The organism is Arthrobacter sp. 9MFCol3.1 (genome assembly GCF_000620385.1).
GTDB lineage: Bacteria > Actinomycetota > Actinomycetes > Actinomycetales > Micrococcaceae > Arthrobacter.
This window is the reverse complement of record NZ_JIBJ01000004.1, coordinates 459,964-473,429: the sequence shown is the minus strand read 5'-3', so window position 1 is coordinate 473,429 and position 13,466 is coordinate 459,964. Positions and strand designations below refer to the sequence as shown.

Annotated in this window: 11 protein-coding genes; 1 reads left to right on the top strand and 10 read right to left on the bottom strand. The window is 66.0% G+C overall.

Annotation, left to right across the window (positions count from 1 at the left end; translation table 11 throughout):
* Positions 1 to 120: 120 nt before the first annotated feature.
* From rpsA to polA, 3 genes are all read right to left on the bottom strand, one after another.
* Positions 121 to 1,596, bottom strand: coding sequence for a 30S ribosomal protein S1 (gene rpsA, locus C560_RS0104945; RefSeq protein ID WP_026537355.1), 1,476 nt, complete (start codon positions 1,594 to 1,596; stop codon positions 121 to 123).
* A gap of 238 nt (positions 1,597 to 1,834) precedes the next feature.
* A complete protein-coding gene (locus C560_RS0104940) occupies positions 1,835 to 3,121 on the bottom strand; it encodes a GNAT family N-acetyltransferase (protein ID WP_026537354.1) in 1,287 nt (428 codons plus the stop codon).
* A 79-nt stretch (positions 3,122 to 3,200) separates the two neighbouring features.
* Positions 3,201 to 6,098, bottom strand: coding sequence for a DNA polymerase I (gene polA / locus C560_RS0104935; RefSeq protein WP_442853143.1), 2,898 nt, complete (start codon positions 6,096 to 6,098; stop codon positions 3,201 to 3,203).
* Here polA and C560_RS0104930 point away from each other — a divergent pair.
* Complete coding sequence (locus C560_RS0104930; RefSeq protein WP_026537352.1) at positions 6,097 to 6,561, top strand: hotdog fold thioesterase; 465 nt, start codon at positions 6,097 to 6,099, stop codon at positions 6,559 to 6,561. The two genes, polA and C560_RS0104930, sit on opposite strands and share 2 nt — an antisense overlap.
* Before the next feature lie 40 nt (positions 6,562 to 6,601).
* Here C560_RS0104930 and C560_RS0104925 read toward each other — a convergent pair whose 3' ends face one another.
* The 7 genes from C560_RS0104925 to C560_RS0104895 form a co-directional block, all read right to left on the bottom strand.
* Entirely contained in the window at positions 6,602 to 7,150 is a 549-nt protein-coding gene (locus C560_RS0104925) for a dihydrofolate reductase family protein (RefSeq protein WP_018773022.1), read from the bottom strand.
* A gap of 74 nt (positions 7,151 to 7,224) precedes the next feature.
* On the bottom strand, positions 7,225 to 7,446 hold the full coding sequence (locus C560_RS0104920) for a hypothetical protein (protein ID WP_026537351.1): 222 nt from the start codon (positions 7,444 to 7,446) through the stop codon (positions 7,225 to 7,227).
* Positions 7,443 to 8,648, bottom strand: a complete 1,206-nt coding sequence (locus C560_RS0104915) for an inorganic phosphate transporter (RefSeq protein WP_026537350.1) — start codon at positions 8,646 to 8,648, stop codon at positions 7,443 to 7,445. Before C560_RS0104915 ends, C560_RS0104920 begins: the two co-directional genes overlap by 4 nt.
* A 266-nt stretch (positions 8,649 to 8,914) precedes the next feature.
* A complete protein-coding gene (locus C560_RS0104910; RefSeq protein ID WP_026537349.1) occupies positions 8,915 to 9,601 on the bottom strand; it encodes a hypothetical protein in 687 nt (228 codons plus the stop codon).
* 102 nt (positions 9,602 to 9,703) lie between these two features.
* The gene (locus C560_RS0104905) at positions 9,704 to 10,573 is read right to left on the bottom strand and encodes a universal stress protein (RefSeq protein ID WP_026537348.1); all 870 of its coding nucleotides are present in this window, start codon (positions 10,571 to 10,573) and stop codon (positions 9,704 to 9,706) included.
* A gap of 33 nt (positions 10,574 to 10,606) precedes the next feature.
* On the bottom strand, positions 10,607 to 11,923 hold the full coding sequence (locus C560_RS0104900; protein ID WP_026537347.1) for an erythromycin esterase family protein: 1,317 nt from the start codon (positions 11,921 to 11,923) through the stop codon (positions 10,607 to 10,609).
* The gene (locus C560_RS0104895; RefSeq protein ID WP_026537346.1) at positions 11,920 to 13,302 is read right to left on the bottom strand and encodes an MBL fold metallo-hydrolase; all 1,383 of its coding nucleotides are present in this window, start codon (positions 13,300 to 13,302) and stop codon (positions 11,920 to 11,922) included. The genes C560_RS0104900 and C560_RS0104895 overlap by 4 nt, the downstream gene beginning before the upstream one ends.
* Positions 13,303 to 13,466 lie beyond the last annotated feature (164 nt).

The window sequence follows — 13,466 nt, the reverse complement described above, 5'->3', positions numbered from 1 at the left end:
TTCAAGAATGGGCATGTCCCCCGGGGCACAAAGAAAGGTGGCCGCCCCCGAGGGGACGGCCACCTTCAAGCTACAAACTGCCTGGCCTCAGGGAGCGGACTCCGTGAGGGACACGGGCAATTAGTTGCCGGTCAGCTTCTCGCGCAGAGCGGCGAGAGCCTCGTCCGAAGCAAGCGTGCCTGCACCGGTCTCGGTCGCAGCCGGCTCGGAGGAGTAGCTGGTGGTGCCGGAATCGCTCTCGCCGGACGTTGCAGCCGCAGCGTCGTCGGCAGCGTGCTGGGCAACCTGCTTCTTGTGTGCTTCCCAGCGGGTCTGGGCGTCAGCGTACTGCTGCTCCCAGGCTGCGCGCTGGTTCTCGTAGCCTTCAAGCCACTCGTTGGACTCCGGGTCGAAGCCCTCCGGGTACTTGTAGTTGCCCTCTTCGTCGTACTCTGCGGCCATGCCGTAGAGAGCCGGATCGAATTCGGTGCTGTCGGCGTCGACGCCCTCGTTGGCCTGCTTGAGGGAGAGCGAGATGCGGCGGCGCTCGAGGTCAATGTCGATGACCTTGACGAACAGCTCGTCACCAACGGAGACAACCTGCTCGGCCAGCTCAACGTGGCGCACGGCGAGCTCGGAGATGTGGACCAGGCCTTCGATGCCGTCTTCAACGCGAACGAACGCGCCGAACGGAACCAGCTTGGTGACCTTACCCGGAACAACCTGCCCGAGGGCGTGGGTGCGGGCGAAGGTCTGCCACGGATCTTCCTGCGTAGCCTTGAGCGACAGGGAGACGCGCTCGCGGTCCAGGTCGACCTCGAGAACCTCGACGGTGACTTCCTGGCCAACTTCGACAACCTCGGACGGGTGGTCGATGTGCTTCCAGGACAGCTCGGAAACGTGAACCAGGCCGTCTACGCCGCCCAGGTCCACGAAGGCACCGAAGTTGACGATGGAGGAAACGACGCCGGGACGGACCTGGCCCTTTTCCAGCTTGTTGAGGAACGTGGAACGGACCTCGGACTGGGTCTGCTCGAGCCATGCACGGCGGGAAAGCACAACGTTGTTGCGGTTCTTGTCCAGCTCGATGATCTTGGCTTCGATCTGCTGACCGATGTACGGAGCGAGGTCGCGCACACGGCGCATCTCGACGAGGGATGCGGGCAGGAAGCCGCGCAGACCGATGTCGAGGATAAGACCACCCTTGACAACCTCGATGACGGTACCGGTGACAACACCGTCTTCTTCCTTGACCTTCTCGATGTCGCCCCAGGCACGCTCGTACTGAGCACGCTTCTTGGAGAGGATCAGGCGGCCTTCTTTGTCTTCCTTGGTGAGCACCAGGGCTTCGACCTGATCGCCAACGGAGACGACGTCTCCGGGGTCAACGTCGTGCTTGATGGAAAGCTCGCGGGAGGGAATGACACCTTCGGTCTTGTAACCGATGTCGAGCAGAACTTCGTCGCGGTCGACCTTGACGACGGTACCTTCGACGAGGTCTCCGTCGTTGAAGTACTTGATGGTGGCGTCGACAGCTGCGAGGAAGTCCTCAGCGGTACCGATGTCGTTAATGGCGACTACGGGGGTACCGGGCTTCTCGGTGGAGGTGATGGTCATGTAGTAGGGGCTCCGTTGTGGATAGTGAGTCGGTCAGGCAAACCGCTTCGCCGGCATTATGGAATGCAGGCCAAGAGCACGGCATCACAGCTAGCGATCCGCCGGGTCATCCTGATTTTGTGGATTGTAGATGCGCGCACGTAGTACGCGCCCGTTTAGTCTAGTCGTTTACGCGAACGCCGGTCAAAGCGCCCGGGAGTGTTCGCGTCGCCGGTGGCGCCGAAAGCGGGCCGGAGGCCTAGAAGTGCGTGAGGCAGTGCGGTGAACGCTCGACGGCGAACATGAGCCGCGCTGTCAGCGCCGCCCCGGCGGTGTGCTCGTTGATCCGGCCGGCAGCTTTCAGGGTCACGGGACAGACGGCGCCCAGGTAGATGGAACCGAGGTCCGCGACATCAAGGGACAGGTCCGGTTCGGCCTCCGGAGCCGGCGTCACCGTGGCCTCTCCCCCGCTGACCGTGAGAGCGAAGGTGCCGGCCGCGAAGCCGAGACCGTCCCTGATCGCGAGAACGACCGTCCCGTCGGCCGAGTAGCGCCGGGCCCCCAGCACCCGGACCGGGTCCAGGACCCTCAGCCACAGCATGTCGCGGTGGTCCGAGGCCTCGACGCAACGCGGATCCTCAAGCGCCCAGGCCAAGGGGTCGTCCACCGGCGCATCCTGCCAGCTGATCCGGTCCACAAGGTCCATGCTGCCCAGGAACTGCCAAAGTTCCAGGTACGCAGCGTCATTCGCGGCCACGAGGTCCACGATCTCCATGGTGTACGGCTTGGCGTCCCACCCGGCGAACTTATAGGACACGTACCCGTCCACCGTGCCGTCGGCGTCGTAGTGCAGGGCGCAGCGGATGGCCTCGTCCTCGCTGCCGTCGCGGCCGAGCATGCCCGAGGACCGCAGCCGGTACGCTTCCTGCCGCGAGATTGACCCGGGCATGGAGGCGTGGAGCCGCCCAAAGACCTTGGGGGCCAAATCCAAGAGGACTTTGCGGTCCGCAATCTCCACGGAGCCGGCGGGCGCATGGCGCAACCGGAAGCGCGGCCCGGTGTCGACCTTGATGCTGCGTTCGAAGGTGGCCACGCCGTAACCGAACCGGCCGTAGATCGAGGCCTCCGAGGCGGTCAGTGCCGCCAGCGCGACGCCGTCCGCCTTCGCCGCGGCAAGGTCTTCGGTCATCATTCGCCGCAGCAGCCCCTGCCGGCGGTGGGTCCCGCGCACCGTGACGGCCGTGACCAGCTGGGCCTCGAGCTCACGGCCGTAGCCGATGTTCAGGTCCTTGCGCAGGGTGGCGAAGGTCGCCACCGGGACGTCGGCCGCCAGCGAGTGGGCCGCGACGCCGTCGGCCTGGTAAACGCCGGTCATTTCGCGGTTGTCCACGAGATACATGGCCATGATCTTGTCCACGAAGTCGTCTTTGCGCGGCTCGTCGTAGAAGCCGATCCCGACCCCGTGCAGCCACGCCGTGCCTTGCGCGTAGTCCGCCGAGTCCTTCGCGACCGCGCGGAAACGCCTGAGCTCGTACTTATCTGCCATGTGCTTCTCCCCCTGAGAATCCTGCGAATCCTGAAGTCCCGGCATTGCCGGAACGAAAACCTGCCGGAACCGGTAGGCGTTAGTGCCCCGCCTCGTACCAGCTTGAGCCGATGCCGATCTGGACGTCCAACGGAACGCTGAGGTCCGCGGCCGAGCCCATTTGCTCGGTCACCAGCTTCTCCACCGCCTCGCGCTCACCCTCGGCGACTTCGAGGACCAGTTCATCATGGACCTGCAAGAGCATGCGCGATTTCAGGCCCTGTGCCGCCAGTTCCCCGTGCACGCCCAGCATGGCACGCTTGATGATGTCCGCCGCCGATCCCTGGATCGGAGAGTTCAGCGCGATGCGCTCCGCATTCTCGCGCAGCTGGCGGTCGGTGCTGGTCAGGTCGGGCAGGTAGCGCCGGCGCCCCTCGATGGTGGCGGTGTAGCCGTCGATCCGGGCCTGGTCCACCACGCCGCGGAGATAGTCACGGACGGCCCCGAACCGGTCGAAGTAGTCCTTCATGAGGGTCCGTGCCTCGTCAACGGAGATCTCCAGCTGCTTGGACAACCCGAACGAGGTCAGACCGTATGCGAGACCATAGGACATCGCCTTGACCTTGGACCGCATGGCGCTGGTCACCTGGTCGGTGGGCACATGGAAGATGTTCGAGCCCACGAACCGGTGGAGGTCTTCGCCGTCCTTGTAGGCCTGGATCAGGCCGGCATCGCCCGAGAGGTGCGCCATGATGCGCATTTCGATCTGCGAGTAGTCGGCGGAGAGCAGGCACTCGTAGCCCTCGCTGACCACAAAGATGCCGCGGACGCGCCGGCCTTCCTCGCTGCGGATCGGGATGTTCTGCAGGTTGGGGTTGTTGGAGGAGATCCGGCCCGTGGCTGCGACGTTCTGCGCGTAGGTGGTGTGGATCCGGCCGTCTTCCGTGACGGACTTCTTCAGCGACTCCAGCATCTGGCGCAGCTTCGACGACTCCCGGTGCGCCATGAGCTGGACCAGGAATTCGTGCCCGGTTTTTTCCAGCAGGTTTTTGAGCGAGGCGGCGTCGGTGGTGTAGCCGGACTTGATTTTCTTGGTCTTCGGCAGCTGGAGTTCATCGAACAGCACGGTCTGGAGCTGCTTCGGCGAACCAAGATTGACCTCGTGGCCGATCGCGGCGAACGCCAGCTCCTGCGCGTTGTCGATCACCTTGGCGAGGTCCGAGAGCTGCTCGTCCATGCGGGGCATGTCGATGGCGATTCCCGCGAGTTCCATATCGGCGAGGACACGGCTGACGGGCAGTTCCAGCGTGGTGAGCAGGTCCTGGGCTTTGCGTTCCTTCAATTCTGATTCGAAGAAGCGGCTAAGGGCCTGGACGACGGCGGCCACGTGGACCAGCGCGCCGGCACTGGCGGCGTCGTCGCCGTCGAACGCCAGCTCCAGCTGGCCCGCCTTGGCCGCCTCGGTCGAAACCGAGATGTTCAGGTGATGCTGCGCCAGCTCGGCGAGTTCATAGCTGCGGCGGTCGGGCTGGATGAGGTAGCCGGAGATGGAGGTGTCATCCACCACGCCCTCCAGTTCCAATCCGCGGGCGGCGAGGGCCTTCAGGGCAGCCTTGAACCCGTGCACCACCTTCGGTGCATTGGCGTCACGCAGCCATTCTGCCAGGACGTTTTCGGCGGCAGCATCCTGGCTGGCCAGGTCGATGTAGACGGCGGAGTCGTCGCGGACGATCGCCACCGCGGCGGCGTCCTCGCCGATCCGGCCCGGCACGAGGTCCACCGCCACCGCGGAGCGCGTGCCGGCACCGGCAGCGAGGAACGCGCCGAGCTCGGCTGCGTCCGACGGGACCACGAAGTCGGGCGTTTCGAGGCTTTCCCGGTCGGCTTCGGCAACTTCACTGCCGTAGAGGGCAAAGAGCCGGGTGCGGATGGTTTTGAATTCCAGGGCGTCGAACAACTCCTCGAGGGCGGCCTGGTCCGGCCGGGGGTCCGCGAGCTCGTCCAGTGTCACCGGCAGGTCCAGGTCGGTGTGAAGCCTGTTGAGGCGCCGGTTGCGCTTGACGTCGTCAACGTATTCGCGCAGGGAGTCCCCTACTTTCCCGCCGATCGCGTCGAGGTTCTCCAGGACACCCTCCAGGCCGCCGTAAAGGTTGATCCATTTTGCTGCGGTCTTGGGCCCGACGCCGGGAACGCCGGGGAGGTTGTCCGCGGACTCCCCCACCAGGGCGGCAAGGTCCGAGTACTGGGCCGGGCTAACGAAATACTTCTCCTGGATGGCGTCCGCGTCCATGCGGGGAATATCGCTGACACCCTTCCTGGGGTACAGGACAAAAACGTTGTCGGTGATGAGCTGGAAGGCGTCGCGGTCGCCTGAGACCAACAGCACCTCGTAACCGGCTTTTTCCCCCATTGCGGCGAGCGTGGCCAGGATGTCGTCAGCTTCCCAACCGGGCATTTTGATGGTCTTGATGCCCCAGGCGCCCATGACCTTGTCGATGAGGTCGATCTGGCCGCTCATTTCCCGCGGGGTCTCGTTGCGTCCGCCCTTGTACTCGCTGTACTCGGCCTTGCGGTGCGTCGTGTCATCGGAGACGTCGAACGCAACCGCCACGTGGGTGGGCTTTTGCTCCTTGATCAGGTTGATCAGCATGGAGGTGAAGCCGTGGACGGCGTTCGTGTGCTGGCCCGTGGCGGTGGAGAACTTGTCCGCGGGCAGGGCGAAGAACGCCCGGAACGCCATGGAGTGTCCGTCGAGCACCAGTAGCCGCGGCTGGTCCGTGATCGGGATCACGGGAGCCTCGGTGGCGGAAACCGACGCCCCGGCCCGGCTGGATTTTCCGGCCGGCTTGGCCGCAACCACTGAATCCGGCTCAGTTGCCGGGATAAGGTCTGCGGAAAGGGGGGCAGCAGAAAGAGGGGCAGCATTCTGGGGGGCAGCACTTTTGGAAGCAAGGGCCGGTTTGGTAGTTTCACTCACAGGTGCCAGCCTAGTTCCCATGATGGACAATTTCACGCCCGGCCCGTACGCAACCGAGCTCGCGGCGGCCGGGGTTCCCTTGGAGATGCACGATTGGCTGGGCCAGTACGGCGTCGGAGCCCTCGTGGTGAAGATGGGCATCCACTTCCTCGAAATGAGCCCGGAGCGCACCGTGGCCACCATGCCGGTGGAGGGCAATACCCAGGTGGCCGGCATTTTGCACGGCGGTGCCCACGTCGTCCTGGCCGAAACCCTGGGTTCGTTCGCCGCGGGCCTGCACGCCGGTCCCAACCGGCAGGCGCTGGGGATCGAGGTCGGGGCGACGCACCACCGGGCTATCTCCGAAGGCATCGTCACCGGCACCTGCACGGCCATCCACCTCGGCCGGACCCTCGCCACCCACGAGATCGTGATGACCGACGAGCACGGCCGGCGGCTCTCCACCGCCCGGATCACAAACCTTATCCGCGATATCGCGCGCTAGGGAACGCACCGCCTGCGGTACCGGATCTGGCCGGATCCGGCTACGTCCGGCCCGGGAAGCGGTACCGCAACTCCACGATGCCCCGGCCCAAGGTGCGGGAAGACGTCAGCTCGAGCGGCGGCGTCGGGCCCGCCATGGGCAGCAACGGCTTGCCGCTGCCCAGGACCACGGGAATGACCGAGACAATCAGTTCGTCCAGCAGCCCGGCGTCCGCGAACTGCGCCGCGAGCACGCCTCCACCGACAACCCACACGTTCCGGCCGCCCGCCGCGTCTTTGAGGTCGTCCACGAACTCGCCCACGGCCCCGCGAACGAACGTCACATCTGCGCCCTCCGGGGCGGAGTGTTCATGGCGGGTGAAGACCCAGGAGGGTGTGCCCGGATACGGCCACGTGTCCGGTTCATGCTCCCGAAGCCACGCGTAGGTCTCGCCGCCCATGACAATGCAGCCGACGTCGGCCATGAACGCGTCATAGCTGTCCTGTCCGCCCTCAAAGCCGTCGAACTGCAGCAGCCAGGCCAGATTGTCGTCGGCAGTGGCGATAAACCCGTCCAGTGACGAGGCCACGAAGTACTGGAAGCTCACCATGGCCCCAGCCTAGCGAATCCGGTAACCGGTTTCCCATCCCCGTGGCGCACCGGCTGCACGGCCGCGCGGACGCCCTACTTGTGGAAGTAAGGAATGATCAGGTAGAGCCCGTAGAGGATCGCACAGCCGCACACGGCGAAGCAGCCGTACGCGAGCGGCCGGATCCACGACGGCGGCGAGTTCCGGATGTCGCCCGCGATGGCGGTCAGCCGGACACCCAGGGCGTAGAGGACGACGACCGTCACTGCGGAGACAAGCGTGGCACCTGCCACACTGAACAGTTCCAACCATTTCATCGCTGGACACCACCGTTCTTGATCGCCTTCGCGGCGGACTTCTTCTTGCGGAATTGCACGGCCTGGCCGACTTCCTCGATCTGGACCGCGTTGTGGTGGCCGACATGGGATTTGCGCGAATGCACGAACATGTAGGCGACGGCGGCGGTGCCGGCGACGGCCGCGATGACCACTCCCACGACCCCGGTTTGCACGAGCAACGCTGTCAGTGCGCCCACGATTCCGGCCGCGGGGAGGGTGAACAGCCAGCCGATGGCAATCCGGCCCGCGGTTCCCCACCGCACGGTGGTGCCGCGGCGTCCCATTCCGGAGCCGATGACTGAGCCGGAGGCCACCTGTGTGGTGGACAGGGCGAAGCCCAGGTGCGAGGAGGCAAGAATAGCGGCGGCGGTGCTGGTCTCTGCGGAGAATCCCTGGGCGGGCTTCACTTCGGTGAGGCCAGAGCCCATGGTGCGGATGATCCGCCAGCCGCCGGCATAGGTGCCGATCGCGATGGCCAGGGCGCAGGCCGTGATGACCCACCACTGGGGGTCGGAACCGGCGGGCTGGGTGCCGGCCGCGATCAGGACCAGCGTGATGATGCCCATGGTCTTCTGGGCGTCGTTGGTTCCGTGCGCCAGCGCCACAAGGCTGGACGTGAAGACCTGCCCGGTCCGGAATCCGCCGCGCTTCTGCGTGAGTTTGTCACCGGTTTCCGGGTCGTGGCGGGAGGTCAGGGCGTAGGCCAGCCGCGTGCACAAGTAGGCGACGCCGCCGGCGATGATCGGGGCGAACACGGCGGGAAGAATGACCTTCTGCAGGAGCGACTCGAAGTTGATCGAGTGAATGCCGATGCCGGCGATCGCGGCGCCGATCAGGCCGCCGAAGAGGGCGTGGGAGGAACTGGACGGCAGGCCCTTGAGCCAGGTGATCATGTTCCAGAGGATGGCGCCCATCAGCCCGGCGAAGATGATGTCCGGGGTGATCTGGACACCGTCCGAGCCTTCCTTGATGATGCCGCCCGAGACGGTCTTGGCGACTTCCGTGGAGAGGAACGCTCCCACAAGGTTCAGCACCGCCGCGAGGGCAACTGCTGTTTTCGGTTTGATGGCGCCGGTCGCGATGGGGGTAGCCATGGCGTTCGCGGTGTCATGAAATCCGTTGGTGAAGTCGAAGAACAGCGCCAGCGATATCACTAGCGCCACCATTACGGTGATTTCCACCTGTTGCCCAATCTGCAGTGTCCATGGTCAGCAGTTCCATCCCCGGCGCCGCATGGCCACCAGGTTCATCCGGGGTCGGTCCCGATGAACTCACGGTGGTCGCTTATGCAGCTTGAAACCTTATCGATGGTACGTGGGAATGTGGGCGGGGCAAAACGTGCCAGAAGACCCTAAATTCGGTCCGCCCGGGCGGCGGGGGCATTCGCCGTGGCGGTGCGATGCCGGTCACAGCGGGCACCGTGGGGCTCCGCCGGATGCGGCGCACCTTAGACGGCCCGGCGGGCGTCCGGCGCCGGACCAGCATCGAGCATCGAAGCGATCCTGTCCTCCAGCGCCGCGAGCGTCGCCTCGGGCAGCACGATGAGCCCGTCGAGTTCCCGGCGGGCGCGCCTGTAGGCCGTCTGCCGCTCGGCGGGAGTCGCGGCCGCGTCCGAAGCGATCCGCAGAAGTTTCCGGGCCGTCTCCAGCCGCTGGCGTTCGGGACCGGTGAACTTGCTGTCCCTGATCCGCTTGGCTTCCCGTTCGGCGACGTCGAATGCGAGCTCAAAGCTGGTCACGGCTGCCCGGTACTCCGCAAGTCGTACGGCGGTCCTGACTTCGGCCGGGGCGGCGGGCCGCAGCCCGTCGGCCTCGCGCTTGGCCCGCAGGAAAGCCACGGTGAGCGGCTCCCGGACATCCGTCATGACCGGATAGTCGATCAGCTTGCCCACGTCGAGTTCGTAGTCCAGCCAGCGCTTGTTGACGGTGTCGTGCGCCTTCATGAGGGCCAGCACGTCGGCCTGGCTGGCCTGCTCTGCCTGCGCCGCCTGGTTCTTAAGCGTGTAGAGCTCCACCCGGCGGCGGTGCCGGCGTTCAGCGGCTTTGGACCAGGACCGCGCCCACCCGCCAGCCAGTCCGCTCAGGGGGAAGACGAGCCACCAAAAGTGAGTGACGAAATTGAAGAAGGGGTCCACGGCATCATCCTCCCATCCGTGGGCGACGCCGGAAAGCCCCCTCCAAAAGGGGGCCTTCCACCCGTTCCGGGTCCTGCCGGCAACGGGTTGCCTGCCTGGCGGTCAGTCCCCGTGCTTGACCTTGTGCACCCGCGTGACGATGGTGGGGCACGGCACGTTGAGGAGAACTGCGTGTGCCGTGGAGCCGAGCACTGTCCGGGAGAACCCGCCACGTCCGCGGCTTCCGATCACCAATTCCCTGGCGCCGGCGGCGATATCCACGAGGGCCTTGGCCGGTTCGGTGTTCGTCTCCAGGCGCTGGTGAACCACCAGATCGGGATATTTGTCGCCGAGCCCGGCGACCGACTCGGCGAGGACAATCCGGTCCTCTTCGACGATGCTCTCGGCGAGACCGCTGGTCGGCAGCTGCTTCTCGACCCACCGGGCAGGGCTCTTGAACGCGAGGACCACGGTGAGCTCGTCTCCACCCCGGTCGGCTTCTGCGGCCGCGACAGCGACGGCCTGCAGCGACTCCTCGGAGCCGTCCACGCCGACCACAACGCCCTCTGCCCCGGCGGCCGGTTTCGCCGGCACGACCGCTACCGGGCATTCCGAGGCCGAGACAACCTGCAGGGCCCGGTCCGTCATGGGGCCGCCGCCCATCCAGTGTTTGTCGTGCCCGCCGACCACGATCATGGCGGCCTCCTTGGACACGTCCCGGAGCACCGAGCCGCCGCTGCCATGACGGAGCTGGATGTCTACCGTGACCTCCGGGGCCTGCTGCCGGGCGGCCTCCTCCGCGTCCCGAAGCAGTTCCATCCCCGATTCCCGGATGATCTCGTGGTACTGGAAATCCGGCGACATCCAGCGGTCGTCCACGGCGTGAACGACCGTGACCGGGAGCTTGTCCCGGGCGGCCCGTTTAAGGGCCCAGGCCAGGGCGGCGTTGCTGCCCGCCGAGCCGTTGATGCCGACAATGATTGCTTTGCTCATGCTGGTTCCTGCTTTCCTGGAATGCACACCGGCCTAGTATCCGGTGGGCTCGGTCTCGAACTCCGGTTCTTGGGGCGGGCCTTCATGGTGCACCGGCCGCAGCGGTGCGGTGTGTTCCAGCCAGATGAGGGCATCGTAGCGCTCCCCCATTCGGGTCGGAACGTAGTTTCCGGCGTCCCTTTCCGGGTGGTAGACGACGCCGATCGCCCGGTGCCCGAGCCGTGTCGAAAGCCATGGCCCGGTCCTGTCGTCGCCGAACTCCAGCACCGCGGGCACCCCCAGGGCCTGGTGCAGGAAGTCTTCGTGGCTGCCCGGGCGTGCTTCCGGCACCGCCAGGATGCGTTCGGGGCGGCCCCACCCGTCGGAGGCGATCACGGAGCCGCGATGGGCTGCGAAGCCGACCAGCAGCACCCCTTCGCCCGCGTGGCGTTCGCGCAGCAGCTGCCCGACGTTGACCAGGCCGTCCTGCGCCATGTCGGTGGCCCGGGCGTCGCCGATGTGCGTGTTGTGTTCCCAGATCAGGCCCTTCGACGCCGGCCCCAGGTGCCTGCTGACCCGGTCGATGGTGTCGGCCATATGGTGGTCGCGGACGTTCCAGGACTGCCGGTCGCCGCGGACCATGATGCGGTAGTAGTGTTCGGCGTTGGCCGCGACTTCAGCGTTCTGGACGGCGTCGAAGGCGTCCTCCTCATGGTGGCCCGGGCTGAAGGCCCGGTTCCTGACCTCGGTCAGGAGGGCCACAACGTCGGGCTCGCAGGACTGCGGAACAAGCCGCGTGCTCCAGGCATACTGGTGCGGGTCCTCGTGGTGGGGCAGGAAGCACTGCCATGCGCGCTCGGCCGCCGGCACGGCGTCGGGAACGTTCTCCTGCAGCCAGCCAATGATTTCGCGCAGCGAATCCCAGAGCGAGTAGACATCCAGTCCGTAGAACCCGACACGTTTGTCCAGCGGCCTGGCCAGGTTCCAGCTGCGCAGCCAGTCCAGGAACGCCGCGACTTCCTCGTTGGCCCACATCCAGGTCGGCCAGCGTTCAAAACCGCCCAGCAGCGCGTGGACGCCCTGGTCCTTCCCGTCCTGGCCGCGGACCCAGCGGTTGATGCGCCAGCAGTCGGGCCAGTCCCCTTCCACCCCAATCCAGTTGTAGCCTTCCTCCGCGATGAGCCTCCTGCTGAGCGTGTCACGCCAGGTGTAGAACTCGTGGGTGCCGTGGGAGGCCTCGCCGATGGCGACAAAACGGCAGTCGGCCGCGCGCCGCACGAGGCCGCTGAGGTCCCGATCGGTTTTCAGCGGCCGGGCGAGGTCGTGGATCTCCTTGAGCACGGTGGTGCGGGTGACGGCCCCGGGATTCATCGCGGATCCTCGATATCGATCGTTTCCAGGTATTCGGGCACCCTGGCCCGCCACCCGAGTTCGCGTTTGATCCTGATACGCAGGGCGTCCGACGCGTCCGGGTCACCGTGCGTGATATAGGTCATGCGCGGCTCTATTTCCGCCGCCTTCATCCACGCGATGATGGCGTCGCCGTCGGCGTGCGCGGACAGGCTTTCCATCTGGATAACCTCGGCCCGCACCTTGACGTCCTCCCCGTAGATGCGCAGCTCGCGTTCACCGGCAGCCAGGGTGGCCCCCCGCGTGCCGCTGGCCTGGTAACCGCTGAGGATGATGGCGTTTTTCGGGTCGGGGCCGTACGCCGCGACGTGGTGCAGGATCCGTCCGCCAGTCAGCATGCCGCTGGCCGAGATGATGATCATGGGCCCGCCGCGCAGGTTCAGCAACTTGGATTCGTCCACTGTGCGGGTGAGTTTGGCCAGCTTGTACATGTCCACGTATTCCTCCCGCTTGAGCCGGTGTTCTTCGGGGTGGCGCTGGTACATTTCGGAGGCGTCGATGGCCATGGGGCTGTTCAGGTAGACCGGGATGCGGGGAATCGCGCCCTTGCGCAAGAGCCGGGACAGGTACAGCATGAGCGTTTCGGCCCGGCCGACGGCAAACGCGGCAAACATGATGACCCCACCGCGTTTCGCGACGCGGTTGATGATTGCTCCCAGCAGCTGCTCCGGGTCCTCGGTGGAGTGTTTCCTGTTGCCGTACGTTGATTCCGTCACCAGGATGCCGGTCTCGCCGAGCGGACGGGGCGGGTACATGAACGGGTCATCGGCGCGGCCCAGGTCCCCGGTGAAGTGCACCGACTGAGAGCCAAGCCGGACGTGCACCTGGGCGGCCCCCAGGATGTGCCCGGCCGGCACAAACGTCAGCTCCATGCCGCCGCCCAGATCGCGGGGAACGTCAAAATCGAGGATTTTGAATCTGTTAAGGGACGCAACGGCGTCCGCAGCCGTGTAGAGCGGCAGTGCGGGATCATGCGCTGATGACCCCCGATGCGAGGCGTACCGGGCCTCTTCCTCCTGCAGGTGGCCGCTGTCCGGCAGGATGAGTTTGCACAGGTCCGTGGTCCCGGCCGTGGCATACACGGGGCCGACGAACCCGTCCCTGACCAGAGCAGGGACATAACCGGTGTGGTCCAGGTGCGCGTGGGTCAGGACCACGGCGTCGATGGACCGCGGCGGCACCGGAAAGGGCGCCCGATTTCGCTCGCGGCTGCGCTTGTAGCCCTGGAAGAGTCCGCAGTCCACCAGCACCCGCCCGCCGCCGGCGTCGATCAGGTAGCGTGAACCGGTCACAGTGTCGGTGGCACCAAGGAAGTTCAGGCTCGGCTGTTGGTGCTTCATGGCGCTCCCGTGGACCTTTTGCGTTGCGCAAACCCGTGACCTGCACGAACCTGTGACCTGCGCAAACCTCTGAACTGCGTGGCCCGGAGAAATGCGCGGCCCGGAGAAATGCGCGGATCTGCGGCTCGCTGTGTACGCCCCAGCTTCCGCCCGGGCCTGCCAAG

Bases quoted from the DNA above. Each gene is read 5' to 3' on its own strand.
- rpsA (WP_026537355.1), bottom strand. From the start codon at position 1,596: ATGACCATCACCTCCACCGAGAAGCCCGGTACCCCCGTAGTCGCCATT.
- C560_RS0104940 (WP_026537354.1), bottom strand. From the start codon at position 3,121: ATGGCAGATAAGTACGAGCTCAGGCGTTTCCGCGCGGTCGCGAAGGAC.
- C560_RS0104930 (WP_026537352.1), top strand. From the start codon at position 6,097: ATGATGGACAATTTCACGCCCGGCCCGTACGCAACCGAGCTCGCGGCG.
- polA (WP_442853143.1), bottom strand. From the start codon at position 6,098: ATGGGAACTAGGCTGGCACCTGTGAGTGAAACTACCAAACCGGCCCTT.
- C560_RS0104925 (WP_018773022.1), bottom strand. From the start codon at position 7,150: ATGGTGAGCTTCCAGTACTTCGTGGCCTCGTCACTGGACGGGTTTATC.
- C560_RS0104920 (WP_026537351.1), bottom strand. From the start codon at position 7,446: ATGAAATGGTTGGAACTGTTCAGTGTGGCAGGTGCCACGCTTGTCTCC.
- C560_RS0104905 (WP_026537348.1), bottom strand. From the start codon at position 10,573: ATGAGCAAAGCAATCATTGTCGGCATCAACGGCTCGGCGGGCAGCAAC.
- C560_RS0104900 (WP_026537347.1), bottom strand. From the start codon at position 11,923: ATGAATCCCGGGGCCGTCACCCGCACCACCGTGCTCAAGGAGATCCAC.
- C560_RS0104895 (WP_026537346.1), bottom strand. From the start codon at position 13,302: ATGAAGCACCAACAGCCGAGCCTGAACTTCCTTGGTGCCACCGACACT.